This is a genomic window from Streptococcus downei MFe28 (genome assembly GCF_900459175.1).
GTDB classification, from domain to species: domain Bacteria; phylum Bacillota; class Bacilli; order Lactobacillales; family Streptococcaceae; genus Streptococcus; species Streptococcus downei.
On the sequence record NZ_UHFA01000002.1, the window covers coordinates 1071849 to 1088670 of the forward strand.

The 16822-nt window shown below is 43.4% G+C and carries 13 protein-coding genes and 1 pseudogene; 11 read left to right on the plus strand and 3 right to left on the minus strand.

The features are described from left to right. Positions 1 to 53: 53 nt before the first annotated feature. The 4 genes and pseudogenes from DYE66_RS05200 (at position 54) to DYE66_RS05215 (ending at position 7043) form a co-directional block, all read left to right on the plus strand. A complete protein-coding gene (locus DYE66_RS05200; RefSeq protein ID WP_002999839.1) occupies positions 54 to 1964 on the plus strand; it encodes a GbpC/Spa domain-containing protein in 1911 nt (636 codons plus the stop codon). 730 nt (positions 1965 to 2694) lie between these two features. Continuing rightward, the gene (locus DYE66_RS05205; protein ID WP_003000419.1) at positions 2695 to 4503 is read left to right on the plus strand and encodes a GbpC/Spa domain-containing protein; all 1809 of its coding nucleotides are present in this window, start codon (positions 2695 to 2697) and stop codon (positions 4501 to 4503) included. 166 nt (positions 4504 to 4669) lie between these two features. Continuing rightward, positions 4670 to 4902 (plus strand): annotated as a pseudogene (locus tag DYE66_RS05210) (hypothetical protein). Between the two features lie 221 nt (positions 4903 to 5123). Beyond that, positions 5124 to 7043, plus strand: coding sequence for a GbpC/Spa domain-containing protein (locus tag DYE66_RS05215; RefSeq protein ID WP_002999754.1), 1920 nt, complete (start codon positions 5124 to 5126; stop codon positions 7041 to 7043). 197 nt (positions 7044 to 7240) lie between these two features. Here the strand turns inward: DYE66_RS05215 and gatD are convergent, their stop codons facing one another. Together gatD and murT are read right to left on the minus strand one after the other, a co-directional pair. Further along, complete coding sequence (gatD, locus tag DYE66_RS05220) at positions 7241 to 8029, minus strand: lipid II isoglutaminyl synthase subunit GatD (protein ID WP_003000500.1); 789 nt, start codon at positions 8027 to 8029, stop codon at positions 7241 to 7243. Further along, positions 8029 to 9372 (minus strand): lipid II isoglutaminyl synthase subunit MurT, encoded by a 1344-nt coding sequence (gene murT / locus DYE66_RS05225; protein WP_003000208.1) that lies wholly within the window; start codon positions 9370 to 9372, stop codon positions 8029 to 8031. Before murT ends, gatD begins: the two co-directional genes overlap by 1 nt. Positions 9373 to 9643: 271 nt before the next feature. On the opposite strand from murT, the gene DYE66_RS05230 reads away from it, so the two are divergent. Next, a complete protein-coding gene (locus DYE66_RS05230) occupies positions 9644 to 10405 on the plus strand; it encodes an ABC transporter ATP-binding protein (RefSeq protein ID WP_003000136.1) in 762 nt (253 codons plus the stop codon). Further along, positions 10405 to 11532, plus strand: a complete 1128-nt coding sequence (locus DYE66_RS05235) for an ABC-2 transporter permease (RefSeq protein ID WP_003000183.1) — start codon at positions 10405 to 10407, stop codon at positions 11530 to 11532. The genes DYE66_RS05230 and DYE66_RS05235 overlap by 1 nt, the downstream gene beginning before the upstream one ends. Before the next feature lie 174 nt (positions 11533 to 11706). Here the strand turns inward: DYE66_RS05235 and DYE66_RS05240 are convergent, their stop codons facing one another. Beyond that, positions 11707 to 11937 carry a GlsB/YeaQ/YmgE family stress response membrane protein gene (locus DYE66_RS05240; protein ID WP_003000306.1) on the minus strand — a complete coding sequence of 77 codons (231 nt, stop codon included), beginning with the start codon at positions 11935 to 11937 and terminating at the stop codon, positions 11707 to 11709. A 298-nt stretch (positions 11938 to 12235) separates the two neighbouring features. Here DYE66_RS05240 and cdaA point away from each other — a divergent pair, with 298 nt between their 5' ends. The 5 genes from cdaA (at position 12236) to DYE66_RS05265 (ending at position 16661) form a co-directional block, all read left to right on the plus strand. Then, on the plus strand, positions 12236 to 13093 hold the full coding sequence (gene cdaA, locus DYE66_RS05245) for a diadenylate cyclase CdaA (RefSeq protein WP_003000181.1): 858 nt from the start codon (positions 12236 to 12238) through the stop codon (positions 13091 to 13093). Continuing rightward, positions 13083 to 14072, plus strand: coding sequence for a CdaR family protein (locus DYE66_RS05250; protein WP_002999872.1), 990 nt, complete (start codon positions 13083 to 13085; stop codon positions 14070 to 14072). Before cdaA ends, DYE66_RS05250 begins: the two co-directional genes overlap by 11 nt. A gap of 52 nt (positions 14073 to 14124) precedes the next feature. Beyond that, positions 14125 to 15477 carry a phosphoglucosamine mutase gene (gene glmM, locus DYE66_RS05255; protein WP_115325000.1) on the plus strand — a complete coding sequence of 451 codons (1353 nt, stop codon included), beginning with the start codon at positions 14125 to 14127 and terminating at the stop codon, positions 15475 to 15477. A gap of 276 nt (positions 15478 to 15753) precedes the next feature. Continuing rightward, positions 15754 to 16482, plus strand: a complete 729-nt coding sequence (locus DYE66_RS05260; protein WP_115325001.1) for a pseudouridine synthase — start codon at positions 15754 to 15756, stop codon at positions 16480 to 16482. Between the two features lie 53 nt (positions 16483 to 16535). Next, positions 16536 to 16661: a DUF4044 domain-containing protein gene (locus tag DYE66_RS05265; protein WP_003000369.1), complete on the plus strand. Its 126-nt coding sequence runs from the start codon at positions 16536 to 16538 to the stop codon at positions 16659 to 16661. Positions 16662 to 16822: the final 161 nt, after the last annotated feature.

A 16822-nucleotide genomic window follows, 5' to 3' on the forward strand; every position in this document is an offset into this window, starting at 1 on the left:
AAAAATATTGTTGTAACAATTGCTAAATCTTTATAATCTAGAAGGGTTACAAAATGGGAAAGAAGAAATTGACGCAATACTCACTTCTTAGTGGTTTGGTATTGACTACACTAGCTGCAGGTCAGCAAGTACTTGCGGATGAAGCTACAGACACAAGTGCTAACACAGCAACTGATAACCAGGCTTCACAAGTTTCAACTACAGGACCTCAAGTTAAGGTTATTGATCAACAAACTGAAGGCAACAAAACAACAACAACATCTGAAGTTACATCACCTGAACTGACACAAGCCGTTAATGATGTTAATAGCTTCAATCAAGCTAACACACCATCAACTGACAACACTAACAAGGGTGATACTGACAAGAGTGGTGCACAAGATGCTAACACAACGCAATCAAACGTTGTTGTTCCACCAGTGACAATCTCTCAAGGTGAAACCAAGACTTATGCTACGGTTGAAGAAGCAGATGCTGCCAATAAGGCACAAGCCCAAGAAATTCAAAACACTTTGGCTCAGTACCAAAAAGATGTTGCTGACTATAAAGAAAAATTAGCTAATTACAACAAGGCAAATGAAGAATATGTTGCTGCTAAGGCTGCATATGATGAAAAGGTTAAAGCCTACAATGACTACCAAGCTAAGGTTAAAGATTTGACAAACCCTGAAAATGCAGAAGTTGCTAAGGGACTTGTCTTCAACAATGAACCAAATGCTGTAGTTTCTGTTGATGGTGTTAAACAATACGTTACCAAAGAAGCTCAAGGTAAGCACGTTCAAGACGAAATTCTTCAACAATTCAATACTGATAAGTACTCAGATTCTGATTTCACTTCAGAAAATCCATATGCGCCTAACGAAGACTCATGGTTCAAGATGAATGTTGGTGATACTGTTACTGCAACATATACAAATCTTGGAAATGCTGAATATCTCGGAACTAAGATTGGTAAAGTTGTTACAACTTACAAGTTGACTGATTCAACCAGCAACGATGGTTCAGCTATTGTAAAACTCTACCATGACCCAACCAAGACTATCTTCATTGGTGCCCAAACTTCAGATGATCCATCTAAAGCTATCAAGGCGGACATACAAGTTAAGTTCTACGATGAAAATGGTAACTTGATTAATATCAATGGTGATAACTCAGTTATCAGCTTGGCTTCACTTAACCACTGGACAACCCAATATGGCGATCATGTTGAAAAAGTTCTCAATATTGGTAATAACAAGTTTGTTGCCTTCAACGATTCTTCAATCAAACTCAATGCTGATGGTGCTATCTACTCACCAAACGATAATGAATTTGTTAACAATGGCGCAGCCCTCAATAGTGATGGTGAAGATGGTTGGGATAAGATTAACCCAGACGGTGAAAAGCGTACAGCTTCATCTACCTACGGTGCAGCTGCTATGACCTACAATGGTGAACCATTCTCTATCTCAGCTTCAGGTAACAATGCTGAAATCCCAACAGCTATCTGGTTTGCTGTTAACTCCCTAGCGGTTCAAAAACCAGGTGAAGCTCCTGTAGCTCCAGAAATGCCTAAGTTGAGTGCTTCTAAGATCGTTGTTAACAATGCTCAAGTTAAGCAAACGGCTGATAACGAAGTTCCAAAACCTGAAGAACCAACTCCAGAAACTCCAACAACGCCTAACACACCAACGAAGCCAGAGAATCCAACTCCTGAAGAGCCTTCAACTCCGGAGACTCCTAAGACTACGACTCCAACACCAGAAAAGCCTAGCACTCCAGCTAAGCCACAGGCACCATCAACTTCTAAGGAAGTAGCGCCTAAGGCTCAAGCTCCACAACCTGCAGCTCAACCGGCTCAACAAGCCCAAGCACTTCCACAAACAGGCGATGCTAACAGTTACGGTGTCGCAGTCTTCGGTGCAGGAATCGTTGCCTTCTCTACTTTGACCCTTCTTGGAAGCATGAAGCGTAAAGAAGACTAAGGAAGACTTTTCCTTAATTTGATAAAATACGTAAAGACCTGCTCATCGCTTGGATGACAGGTCTTTTTATGTGGACAAGTTGAGATTATGAGGGGCTGGTAAATCATTTCCATGCTTGTAAACGAAACCAAAATCAATATTGTTTTGTAGACGCTTGGACTAATTTGACCTGCCTTGATAAGGAATTTATACTCTTCGAAAATCAAAATTTATCGTCGTTAACTCATCTTGCCGTACCTACTGAGGAAAGCGAAGTTTTCCCCATTTTCAACCTCAAAAGGTCTTCCAGACCTTTTGAGCTATCTTCAGTTTGTGCGATGCGGAGCAAAGTTGGTCGATTTCACCAACTTTGTGAGGTTAGTAAGAGAGCTAGGCAACCGCTATGAAGATTGCCGTTTGGGAGTAAGACAGAAGGGTGACTAGCTGCCTGCTGTGCCACAAAGTGGCACAAAGATAGCAGACACCTACTGCGACATCAGTCACTTTAGTGACTTGATGTCATTGCTCCTTGCCTCGGCTAATTTCGATTTTCATTGAGTATTAGTTTGATACTTAAAATAACAGAACATTTGCAATATGTGACAAGGTCTTGATAACTCCTTAAGTTAAATTTACATTTTATGACAATGAGAAATAAGACAAGCTTTTCTGCTATAATACAGGTGTTAGCGATTTCATTAAGAAATTCGTAAGTTAACTAAAGCAATTAGGAAGAAAAAGGAGAATTTTCATGTCAAAAAAACTAAAATCTTATACACTTTTTAGTGGGCTTTTACTGGCGACTGCTCTGATTGCCAACCCAGCTTTTGCGGATGAAAATCAGGCAAGAACTCCTAATCCTGACCAAAATCAGGTTCAAGGAGGCCAGTCCAACCAAGCCCAGGCTAAGCAGAATCAGTCTAGCCAGGACCAAAACTCTGGTCAGGTTTCATCTGAACAAACTCAAGTGACGCCAGTTCCTAATCAAGCAGGAAATCAAACGGCAGACACGACCTACCAGGTGACGAGCAAGGAATTGACCGATGCCCTAGCTAGTGTGGACAGCTTCAATCAGAAAAACAAGTTGAGCGGGTACCAAGCCGTGACTGTTGAAGAAGGTCAGGCTCAGAATCAGCCATCCGTTACAGCTGCTGACCAAGATAACAAGGCTCAAGCCAAGGCTATCCAGGAGCAGTTGACCGCCTATCAGTCAGAGGTTGACGGCCTTCCAGCTAAGCAGGATCAGTACCAAAAAGACTTGGCTGCCTACAAGGATAAGCAGACTGAATACCAGGCGCAAAAGGCTGCCTATGATGACTACAAGAAGCAGGTCGAGGCTGGCGTTGATGCAGGTAAAATTGAGAAAGCTCAGGGCTTGATTTATAAGAGTGAGCCCAATGCCCTAATTAGCCTTGAAGGTGTTGATCAATACCTAACCAAGGAAGCAGTTGAAGCCCATAGTTCTGATGGTTTCTTGGATCAGTTCAATACCGATAAATACAAGGACCCAGCGACTGACACCTACAAGGCGGAGGAATTTACCAAGAATAACCCTTATTCTGGCAAGGAAGATGTCCGCTTCAAGATGAAGGCAGGCGATACAGTAACAGCGACCTACACAGGCCTTGAGAATTCTTACTATGATGGTAAGAAATTGAGTAAGGTTGTCGTAACCTATAAGCTTAATAATTCGACCAATAATGAAAACGATGCTATTGTTCAGCTCTTCCATGATCCGACCAAGACTATCGTCATCGGAGCGCAAACGGTTAAGACTGGGCCTGATAACAATATCAGCGTGACCATCCAGCCAACCTTCTATGACGATGCTGGAAATCCCGTTGATTTAAGCGACAATAAGGCTATCATGGGACTGTCCTCGCTCAACCACTGGACGACAGAGTTTGGGGACCACGTTGAAAAGGTTACTGTGGGTGGTAATGACTACATCCAGATTCCTGGCTCTTCAGTGCAAAATCACGATGGTCAGGCCTATTCCGCCCAGGAGAATCAAAACAAGACTAATGGGGCAACCTTCAATGGCGAAGGTGACGATGGTTGGGATAACATTGCCGAAGATGGTAGTCCTCGCTCGAAAACGGCCTACTATGGTTCAGGAGCCATGACCTATAAGGGACAACCCTTTATCATCACAGTCGGGGGAAATAATGCTGTTGAATCTGGCAAGAGCCTACCAACCAATATTTGGTTCTCAGCTAACTCTGTTGTCAATGTTCCTCAGGATCCAGGTCAACCACCGCTTGAACCGCAAGCACCAAGTCTCAAGGGACCTAAGGTTACCTGGCACAAGAACCTGGTGACTGTAGCACAGGAAGCTCCTCAAAAGCCGCAGACTCTAGAAAAGGCTCAGCCACAAAAACCAGCCCAAGTATGGGAAATGAAGACTAGCGGCCCTCAAGCTAGCCAACCAGCTACTAAGAGTGCTAGCCTTCCAGAAACCGGTGACAGACCTAGCTATGGCCTTGCTGCCTTCGGTGCGGGTATCCTAGCCTTTACCCTAGCAACCACCCTGGCTACCGCTAAGCGAAAAGAGGACTAGATAGGGGCCGTCATCAACTGGAGAAAATCCTAGTGCTGGGCTTATAGTTCAGCTGCCCTCACTCCTTATCGTCAAGCTTTCAGTATTCTGCTGGAAGCTTTTTGATTTCCTATTTTGCTAGAAAAGTGATAGACTAGGTCAAAAAAAGAGATGGGAGGTTATTATAATGACAGCAGATGAAAAAATTTTAGCCCTGGTTAAACTAGGCTACATGGACAGAATTCCAAAAATGTTCCGTGGTCAAGCTACCAAGGCGACCCTTAAGAAATTGCCCAATAGCATCCAGATCTTTATGCTAGAGCACAAGAAGATGGGGACCTTCCTGAGGATTTGGCTCAAGAATTGTCGGGCATCATCAATGGTATCTTCGAAGCCAAGATGAAAAAGCATAATTTTTAAAAAATCTAGTGAAGACAGTCCATTTGCGGGCTGTTTTTTTGCTACTTTGGTTTAGTTTCAAGATTGAAATAATTTTAATGAACAAAATAGTTGACAAATAAATTACGAGGTATTACTATATTTGACGGTGAGATAACGATTCAATGTGTGAGAGTATTGAATGATTAATGGGAACTCATCGAATAAATAACATTTTTTATTATCATTAGGAGGATAATAACATGACAACAAAAAAATTCAGGCGCTACACGTTATTTAGTAGCCTCTTTTTAGCGACCGTTTTTGCAACCAACACAGCCTTTGCTGAAGATGTTGCTAATAACGATCAAGCTAATCAACCAAATCCGTCACAAGAGCAGACAGCGCCAGCAACTGAAAATCAAGCAAATGATGGCAATCAAGCTGGAGCACAAGATGCTCAAAACGGCAACGATGCTGCTGCCAACCAAGAAGCAGCTGTTACTGATCCAACAGTTACGGAAATTAGCAAGCAAGATAATGGTGACGGAACTTCAACAGTAACATCTGAAGTGACTTCTCAAGATTTGGAAAAGGCTAAGGAAGATGTTTCTACATTCAACCAAGAAAATAAGGACGTTGTTAATCCTGCTGTAACTCTTGTCAAGGGAGAAACGCAGGAACAAGCAAGTGTGGAAGCTGCCCACGCTGATAACCAAGCCCAAGCTAAGGATATTGAAGCTGCTTTAAGCTCTCAGAAGGCTAAGATTGACCAGTATAAGACTGAACTGGCAAAGTATGAGGAAAGTCTTGCTCAGAAGCCTGAACTTGAAAAGAAATATCAAGAAGCCCTGCTTAAGTATGAAGAAGATATGAAAGAATACAAAGCAGCAAAAGTTGCCTATGATGAATACCAAAAGTTAATTGCTCAGGGTGTTGATGCTGGTCGTATTGAGAAAGCCCAAGGTTTGATTTACCAAAATGAACCGAATGCTTCTATCTCTTTAGAAGGTGTTAGCCAATACTTGACCAATGAAGCGGTTGCTAAGCACCATACAGATGGTATTCTGGACCAATTCAATACGGATAAGTACCAAACCGATGGCCACTATAATGCCGATGAATTTACCGACCAAAATCCAACCAATGGTAAAGAAGATGTTTGGTTCCGCATTCAAGTTGGTCAAACTGTAACAGCAACCTATACCGGACTAGAAAATTCCTACTATGATGGTAAGAAATTAAGTAAGGTTATCATCAACTATAGGCTTAATAGCACAACCAATAACGATAATGATGCCTTGGTTAAACTTTTCCATGATCCAACCAAGACCATCTTTATTGGTGCCCAAACTTCTAAGGAAGGTCGTGGTGATAAGATTAGTATTACTATCCACCCAATCTTCTTTGACCTAGATGGTAACCAAGTTGATTTGAGTAACAACAAGGCCATCATGGGTCTGTCTTCCCTCAACCACTGGATTACTGAATATGGTGATCACGTGGAGACAGTAGAAGTGGGAGACAATGAGTATATCCAAATCCCAGGTTCTTCTGTTCAGAATCACAATGGTGTGGCTTACTCTGAAAAAGACAACCAATACAAGAGTCATGGTGCAGTCTTCAATGGTGATGGTGAAGATGGTTGGGATTCTATCAATGATGATGGGACTCCACGCTCTAAAACAGCCTTCTACGGTGCTGGTGCCATGACCTATAAGGGACAACCTTTCACAGTTACTGCTGGTGGAAACAATCAGTTCCTACCAACAACGATTTGGTTCTCAGCTAACTCAGTTGTTTCCGTGCCAAAAGATCCAGGTCAAGCTCCTGAAAAGCCACAACCGGCTGAGGATCCCAAGAAGCCTCTTGCGCCAACAACAATGACAGTAACTTGGCATGAAAATATCGTAAAAGAAGTAAAAATTCCGGTTAAGCCAGTTATTCCTCAAACGACAACAACGGTTGAACGTCCAAAACCTCAACCAAAACCACAAACTCCAACAACTCCAATCCCAGTTAAGATGGTTGAACCAAAACCTGCTCCAGTCCAAAAACAAGCAACCCTGCCACAAACTGGTGATTCAAATGGTTACGGTCTAGTAGCCTTTGGTGCTGGAATCGTTCTCTATGCTACCCTTACCTTACTTGGTAGCCGTAAAATGGACCAAAACGAAGACTAAGTAAACCTAATAGAAGTAGTAGTAGAGGATGACTTAAGTTAGATTATTAAAACTTCCATCTCATGTGAGGTGGAAGTTTTTTCGTGTCATCAGAAAAGGAATGCTAGGGCGGGCTTCTGTTGGAAAGGTAAAAGCCCTAGGATTTCTTGGGCTTTTACGCGTATCTGAATTTAATATCAAGTTTGCTAAGCTTGGTCTCATTTTTCAAACTCGGCCTTACTTTTAACATCGGCATATTCCTCAGGGACTTCTTGGGATAAGATGTCATCATAGCTGGCCAGGTTCAGGTCCTGGCCGTACTTATTTCGCAGGGCTGTAGTGACCAGGCGGTAGGCTAGGTTGGCATTGCGAGAGAGGATAGGGCCGTGGAAGTAGGAGCCAAAAACATTTTTGTAGTGGACTCCTTCGGTCTTATCTTCCTTGTTATTGCCATTTCCATAGAGGCAGATACCCAGTGGTTTTTCATCGTCTGCCAAGAAGGTTCGCCCCTGGTGATTTTCAAAGCCATAGTAGGTCTCATCAAATTCCTCGTTGTGAATCTTGATGTCGCCAATGTAGCGGTTGTTTTCTTGGTTGAGGGTGTAGTGGCCCATGACGCCGATGCCCTCAATTCTTTGGCCATTTGCTTGGACATAATATTGGCCCAATAATTGGAAGCCCCCGCAGATGGCTAGAAGGACACCGTCATTTTCAATATAACGTCCAATGGCTTCCTTGATGCGAGGCAGGTTTTGGGCAACGATGGATTGTTCATAATCCTGACCACCTCCAAAGAAGACTAGGTCGTAATAATTGTCATCAAAATCATCATCTAGGGAAACAATGTCAACGGTGACCTTGGCCCCCAGCTTTTCAGCTACATATTTGAGCATGAGGACATTGCCGTTGTCGCCGTAGGTATTCATGAGATTGCCATAGAGATGGGCAAGGTGAAGCTCGTAATCATAGTCCCGATTATTTGGAGACTCTAGGGAAGTATAAACCATTAGCGCATCTCCTTTCTGACAGCACGGCGACTGGCCAAGATTTCTCTGAATTCCAGCATGGCTGTATAGGTAGCCAGAATATAGGCGTGCTCTTCTTCTTGATTTTCAATCAAGGTCATAATGTCCTTGAGGATCTCAGCTTGGGTGATTTTATCTTCTGGATAACCAGTCACCCGCAAACGCCTAGCAATTTCAGAATGGCGGACACCACCAGCATTGATTTCTGGAATATCCATCTCTAAGATAGCCTCAAAATTAGCATCCCAAATCCAGCTGGTATCAATGCCATCGGCATAGTTGGCATTAAGCAAAACTGACAGACTGAATGGGTAAGGGGCTAACTTAATCATGTCCAGGGCCTGACTAGCACCGACAGGATTCTTAATCAGAACCAGGGTGCAGGACTTGTCACCGATTTTAAAGGTTTCTTGTCGACCAAAGACGGCCCGACTCTTATCAAAGCCAGCCTTGATTTGGCTGGGTTGAACTCCGAAGAATTCGGCAACGGCTACAGCAGCTAGGGCATTATAGATGTTGTAGAGACCGCCGACGTTGATTTTATAATCCTGACCGTCAATGATGAACTGGGAAGTTTTGTTGGTAATTTCGGTCAGTTCGGTCAAGGCATAATCCAACTTTGGTCGCTCAAAACCACAATTAGGACAAGAATAGTCTCCCAGATTGGCATAGGTATTGAGGCGGTACTCTAAGATATGCTGACACTTGGGGCAGAGAATCCCTTCCGTATTGTAGTGAGCCTGTTTTGGCTCAGATTTCTCCGTATCAAAGCCGTAGAATTTTACAGGGTTGACAACTTCCTTGGAATTAAAGAGGGGGCTGTCACCATTGGCTAAAATAGTTGCCTGAGGTGTCTTGGCAGCACCATCCAGAATCATCTGATAGGTGGTATAGATTTCCCCGTAGCGGTCCATCTGGTCGCGGAAGATATTGGTAAAAACAAAGAGACTAGGAGTGATGTAGTCCGTAATCTTAGGCAGGCTGGCTTCATCAATTTCCAGCACCGCAATCTTTTTGCCGGACTTGGCCTTTTTGGCTGTTAAAAAGGTTGAAGTGATACCGGTTATCATATTGGCACCACTAGGATTAGTCACAACCTCTCCGAAAGCTTCCTTGAGAATACCGACAGTCAGAGCTGTTGTCAGGGTTTTGCCATTGGTTCCTGTCACGACAACGATTTCGTAGTCCTTAGCGATGCTGTCTAAAATATCCTTATCAAATTTTAGGGCTAATTTACCAGGCAGAGTGGAACCCCGCCCCATCTTGCTAAGAACAAAATGAGCCGACTTCCCCGCCGTCACCCCTAATAACGTTTGTAATTTCATAAGAATATTTTATCATAAAAGGGAATGGGAAAGAAGTCACGAATTCGGAGAATTTGACTTCGTCTTCCCACCCCCGAAAAATCTTCATAAACTGAAAAAAAATTTAACAGCTCCTCGCTTTACTAGCATAAGAAGGGCTAACTACCGAAATATCAAGTCCTTTATCTCAATTATATTCGGCTAGTAGATTGAAATTTACACAAAGCTGAAAAAAACTAAAAAGATAGCGTTTTCTATTTACTTTTTTTAAGAAACTTGATAGTATAAAAATATGAAAAATACATCTATTATACAAGTTGAAAAACTTGTGAAAACTTACAGTGGCAAGAATGTTGTTAATGGTGTTTCCTTTGACGTGATGGAGGGCGAGATTTTCGGTATTCTCGGTCCCAACGGTGCAGGTAAATCAACTATTCTGGAAATGATTGAAACCCTGCGCAAAATTGACAGTGGAAAGGTAACTCTTGATGGCATTGATGTTGCTAAAGATCCCAAAAAAGTCAAGAAGATCATCGGGATTCAGTTGCAAAACACTGCCTTTATGGAGAAGCTTAATCTAAATGAACAGTTGAGGATGTTCGCAAGTTTTTATGGTGTTAGCATCAATACCCGTGCTCTCTTGGAAAGCGTTAACCTTCTGGAGCATGCTAAGAAATATCCTGAGCAGCTATCGGGTGGTCAACGCCAGCGTTTCGCTATTGCCAGCGCTCTGGTCAATACGCCCCGTGTTCTCTTTTTGGATGAGCCAACAACTGGGCTGGACCCCCAGGCTCGCCGAAACTTGTGGGAACTGGTGCAAGATATCAAAAAACGCGGAATTACTGTCGTTTTGACGACACATTACATGGAAGAAGCGGAGTTACTTTGCGACCGCTTAGCCATCATGGATGAAGGAGAAATTAAGGTCATTGATAGTCCTAAAAATCTTATTCAGGCCTTGCTGGACCGTGGTTTCAAGAAAACAAAAGTCATTCAGGAAGCTGACTTAGAGGATGTCTTTATCGATCTAACCGGAAAGGAGCTGAGAGACTAATGAACTTTATCAAAACAACTGGGGTTCTATCCCTCTCCCTCTTTAAGCGCTCGATGCGGGATAAGATTTACCTCTTCTTCATGATTGGCCTGCCGGTCATTTTCTTGCTGGTTTTTGGAACCGTCTATAACCGTGAAAGTGTCAGTAGTTGGAATGTTGCCATCGAAAATAATACGGCAACTCCTGCCGGTAAGGAACTCAGTAAGCAGATATTAAAATATACTCTGAAAACAAAGAGCAATAAGAAAGGCTTTTTCAAAGAAATCAAGGTAAAAGATAGGAAAGCTGCTGAAGAGAAACTAGCCCGTGGTGAAATTGATGTTATTGTCACTTTTCCTGAAGACTTCGGTCAAATTTCTCAGACGAATAAGCGTCCAAGTGGTCAAATCAAGATTCTTTATCGGTCTGCTAGTCAAAGTGGGGCTGTTGCAGCCAGTGTACTAGATAAATTTGTAACTAAGCTGGACACAAAGTTGGGACGAGAGTCCGCAAATTTGACAGTTAAGACAGTTGAAAGTAATAAAAGAGGTCTCAGGCAATTTGATTACCTTTTTGCGGGGATGTTAGCTTATACGCTGATGAGTTTTGGACTTATGGGCTTATCTAATGCCTTACCAGAAGATAAGAAAACAGGCGCTCTTAAGAGAATTCACGCCAGCCCAGTTTCACCGGCCCAGTATATGTTCTCCTACATGCTCGCTTTCGTAGGTTTGGCAGCCATTGCCTTTCCAATTATGTTTGCTATTGCGACCTATCTTTTCAATTGGCAAATGGTTGGTAGCTGGCTTAATTTGATTGTGTTTGCTCTGCTGAGTTTGGTTATGCTCTTTAGTCTTGGCTTAGCAGTTGGTGGTTGGGCCAAGGATGATAAGCAGGCTTCTGGCCTATCCACTCTGGTCATGTTCCCACTCATGTTCCTTTCTGGTATCCTCTTCCCTCGCTTTATGATGCCGGAATTCATTCAAAAGTTAACAGACTATATTCCATTGACACCTGTAAATGACGGTATCCGCCTTATCATCACAGAAGATTATTCTTTAGTACAAGTCTTGCCACAAATTGGACTGATTGCTTTGTTTGCGCTCATTATTTATGCCATTGCGATTAAAGTTTTCCGTTGGGGATAGGGAGAAGATGGTTTATCTATAGGATAGCCGTATACTGCATCTGAAAGCATGGAAGTAGGCAAAACTAGTATCTGGAGGAATTTGCTTTCCTTATTGAGCAATGGCTGCCTCCCTAGTTTTCATTTTGGATATAAAAAAGTGCTAGATTAAATCAATCTAGCATTTTCTATAGCCTTAATCCAATAAAAATGAAACGACTGCAATGACGATGACAGCCCCTGCGATGGAAGGAATCAGGGCCATGCCAGCTAGCGACGGTCCCCAGTAACCAAAGAGGGACTGTCCAACAAAGGAACCGATTAAACCTGCAATAATATTGGCAAAACAGCCCATGGAGTCGCTCTTTCTGGTGATACCAGCTGCAACCATTCCGATAATTGCTCCCACAATAATAGCTCCAATCATAATCTTACCTCTTTTAATTAATTTATTGCTATTGTACCCAATTTCCTAGTTTTTGGCAAAATCCAAAAATGGATGAGCTGAAATTGGAATAGTTTGACTGATCCACTTTTGCCAAGATTGTAATTGATAAAGGAGTCTAGTGGATGACTGTTTTGTCTGAAATTAAATGACTAGGCCTAAAGAATCTGTGGTTCTAACACTGGATAATCTTCTTTGCCAGGTAAGGAAAAACCTGTTAAAAAGTGTTATAATAGAAGGCGCTGATTTTCACAGTAGAAAAATAAGAAGAGAGGAATACATGAACGATTTAATCAATTTAGATCCTGACTTTTGGCGGTCCATCTTTGATTCACCCTGGTCCATCATTGTCAATATCCTAGATATATTAATCGTTGCCTACCTCATCTATAAGTTTATTAAAGCTTTAGCAGGAACGAAAATCATGTCTCTGGTACAAGGGGTCATCCTCTTTGTTCTCTTGCGTATCTTGGCTCAGATTATTGGTCTAACGACGGTTAGTTACCTAATGAATCAAGTCATCACTTATGGGGTTATCGCAGCGGTTGTTATCTTTGCACCCGAGATTCGGACAGGACTTGAGAAGTTTGGTCGGACTCCTCAGGCCTTTATCCAAACCAATAATATGACTGAGGATGAGCAACTGATTGATGCCCTGATGAAGGCTGTTGCCTATATGAGTCCCCGTAAGATTGGGGCCCTGATTGCTATTGAGGGGACGCAGACCTTACAAGAGTATATTTCAACGGGGATTGTTCTCGATGCTGATGTGACTAGCCAGCTTCTGATTAATATTTTTATCCCCAATACCCCCTTGCATGATGGGGCGGTCATTATTCGCGGAAATAAGATTGCAACAGCCTGTTCCTACCTGCCCTTGTCAGAATCTGGCAACATCTCTAAGGAATTTGGGACCAGACACCGGGCGGCTATCGGTCTTTCCGAAAACTCTGATGCATTGACCCTGGTTGTTTCCGAAGAAACTGGTGGCCTCTCTGTTACCTATAAGGGTGAGTTCCTACATGATTTAAGTCGAGAAGACTTGGAAGCCTTTTTGAGGGATAAGTTGATTAAGGCTGAGCCTAAGCGGGTTAACCTTCTCAATCAATGGAGGGGAGGTCGTCGGCATGAAAAATAATAGATTAAGATGGTTTCAAAAACGCCACATGATTCGCCAGTTTGGTACGGCTATAGCTTCCTTATTTATAGCCATCTTCATCTTTATGACGATTGTTAGTGGTGATGGAACCAATAAGGGAAACTCCAGCGGGGCCAATTCGTCCAGCTTTAGTGATACTGTAGAAAATGTTCCTATCAATTTTAAGTACGACAGTAGCGAGTATTATATTTCGGGCTACGCTTCAACGGTTACGGTGACCCTGAGTTCATCCAATCGTGTTAATTTAACGACAGAGACCAACAAGTCAACCCGCAATTTCCAAGTGACGGCAGATTTGACCAATCTTAAGGAGGGGACTTCCAAGGTTCAACTAGATGTCCATAATTTGCCGGCTGGGATGACGGCCAAGATTGCACCGAATACAGCAACGGTTACCATCGGGAAAAAGAGGACCAAGACCTTTGCGGTTAAGGCAGAGATTTCTAATAGTCAGGTGGCTAAGGGTTACAAGGTGAAATCAACAGATTTGGATGTTGATGAGGTTAAGGTGACCAGTAACGAAGCGACCATTGCCCAGATAGACCATATTCGAGCTAGCCTGCCAGACGATGAGCCAGCTTTGAGTGATGATTATGAGGGCAAGGTTAATCTTCAGGCCGTGGATGCTAGTGGCAATGTCCTAGCAGCGACTATCAGTCCTGAAACAGCCAATCTATCGGTAAATGTTTCAACCATGACCAAAAAGGTGCCGATTAAGGTTGAGCTAACTGGAGATATGGATAGTTCCTTGTCCAATATCAGCTATAGCCTTGATACTTCAACAGCCCTTATCCAAGGGGATCAGGCTAGTCTAAATAGTATTAGTGAATTGACGGCCAAGGTTGATATTTCAAATGTCAAAGGAAATACGACTAAAACGGTCAAGCTAGCGGCTCCAGAAGGAGTGGTTGTAGATCCATCTGAAGTTGAAGTGAAGTTGACAACGACTAAGAAATAAAATCTGATTGTGACGATTAAGAATGGAGGAAAGTGCCTAGCACTAGAATACTATGGGAAATTATTTTGGAACGGACGGGGTCCGTGGTGAAGCTAATGTGGAATTGACACCTGAGTTGGCCTTTAAATTAGGTCGCTTTGGTGGCTATGTGCTCAGCCAACATGAAACCGAACGTCCTCGTGTTTTCGTGGCCAGAGATACGCGTATTTCTGGAGAAATGCTGGAGTCGGCCCTGATTGCTGGCTTGCTGTCGGTAGGAATTGAAGTCTACAAGTTGGGGGTCCTAGCGACCCCAGGCGTTTCTTACCTTGTTCGGACAGAAAAAGCCAGCGCTGGTGTTATGATTTCAGCCAGTCACAATCCAGCTCAAGATAACGGCATCAAGTTCTTTGGTGGCGATGGCTTTAAGTTGGATGATGACCGTGAGGCCGAAATAGAGGCCCTTCTTGATGCGCCAGCAGATGAGCTCCCTCGGCCATCGGCCCAAGGCCTGGGAACTCTAGTTGATTATCCAGAGGGTCTGCGCAAGTATGAGAAGTTCCTAGTGGACTCAGGAATTGACTTGGAAGGGATGAAAATCGTCCTTGATACAGCTAATGGGGCGGCATCAGTTTCTGCTCGAGACGTCTTTCTTGATTTGAATGCTGATATTACTGTTATTGGTGAGAATCCTGATGGCCTCAATATTAATGATGGTGTTGGTTCAACCCACCCTGAACAACTGCAGGAAGCCGTTAAAGAAGCAGGAGCAGAAATTGGTCTGGCCTTTGATGGTGATAGCGACCGCCTGATTGCGGTTGATGAGAATGGGCAGATTGTGGATGGTGACCGGATTATGTTCATCATCGGAAAACACCTGTCTGAGCAAGGTAAACTAGCTCAAAATACTATTGTCACAACTGTCATGTCCAACCTTGGTTTCCATAAGGCCCTTGATGCCCAAGGCATTAACAAGGTTGTCACAGCCGTTGGTGACCGCTATGTCGTTGAAGAAATGCGTAAAAATGGCTACAATCTTGGTGGTGAGCAATCTGGCCATGTCATTATTATGGACTACAATACGACAGGGGATGGCCAACTGACCGCTATCCAATTAACCAAGGTCCTCAAGGAAACAGGTAAAACCTTGTCGGACTTGGCTAGTGAAGTGACTATCTATCCGCAAAAATTGGTCAATATCCGAGTGGAAAACAGTATGAAGGATAAGGCCATGGACGTTCCGGTCATTGCCCAAGTCATTGAGAAGATGGAAGCAGAGATAGCTGGTAATGGTCGGATTCTGGTCCGGCCTAGCGGTACAGAACCCCTCCTGCGAGTGATGGCCGAGGCTCCAACGACAGAAGAAGTTGACTACTACGTCGATACCATTGCCAAGGTTGTCCAAGAAAAGATAGGTTTGGATTAATACTCTTCGAAAATCAAGATTTTCCCACGGATCAAGTCACTCTATGATTTCTCATTAAAGTGACAGCTGTCTGCTGTGTCACAAAGAGGCGCAAAGGTAACAGCCACCTCCTGCGACATCAGTTACTTTAGTGACTTGATGACCTTGCTCCTTGTCTCGGGCCTTCGATTTTCATTGAGTATAAACTTGGCATCAATTAACAGATTGGCTTGGCCCTGGAGGCCAGGCCCTTTATGATATAATGAGAGAAATTGACGATGAGCAGAAGTTGGAAATATGCGCTTGGATAAATTTTTGGTGGACTGTGCTGTTGGTAGTCGCAGTCAGGTCAAGGCAATTTTGAAGAAGAAAGAGGTCCAGGTCAATGGCCAGATAGAAAGCTCCCCCAAGCGTCAGATTGACGAGAAGAAGGATAGGGTCACCCTTGCAGGTCAGCTTCTTAAGCATGAGACCTTTGTCTATTACTTGCTCAATAAGCCTCAAGGGGTTGTTTCAGCGACGGAGGATAGCCAGCACCAAACGGTCCTGGATTTATTGGATGAGCTGGCTCATCAAAAGCAGGTCTTTCCTGTTGGTCGTCTGGACATCGATACGACTGGCCTTTTACTGCTGACCAATAATGGCCCCCTAGCACATGCTATGTTATCACCCAAGAAACACGTCGCCAAGGTCTATCAGGCCAAGGTGGAAGGCTTAATGACAGACGAGGATGTGGTCGCCTTTGGGCAAGGTATTAGACTCAAGGATTTTGTCTGCCGGCCCGCCCAACTTCAGATTCTAGAAAGTGACCAGGCTCAAGGAAGCTGTCTGGTGCAAATTGAGATTGCAGAAGGAAAGTTTCATCAGGTCAAACGGATGGTCGCCAGCCGAGGAAAAAAAGTCCTTGAGCTCAAGCGGATAAGTATGGGGCCTTTGCATTTGCCCCATGATTTGTCCGAAGGCCACTATCGTCGCTTAAGTGCTCAAGAACTGGCTGATTTATCAGGGTTCCATGTTGATTTGTAGGGGTAATCATGGTAAGATAGATTAGAATAATGCAATGAAGAGGTAGATATATTATGGCTTTTGGAGAAAATGGTCCACGCAAGAAAACGTTTTTTGAACACTTGACCATGTGGGTAGTCTTATTGATGGTTATCATTACTGTCGGAGCAATTGTACTGGGAGCCCTCACCGCCTTCTAAGGAGAGTTGACAGCATTGCAAGGCTCTATTGGCTTTAGTTGGTTGGACTGGGTTTTGCTTTTAGTTCCGCCAGACTCTTGGATTTCTGGATACTCATCTTTTACAACTGAGTCTGGAGTCCCAAGGAGACAGGATTACATTAAAACGGTGAAGAGGTCGGA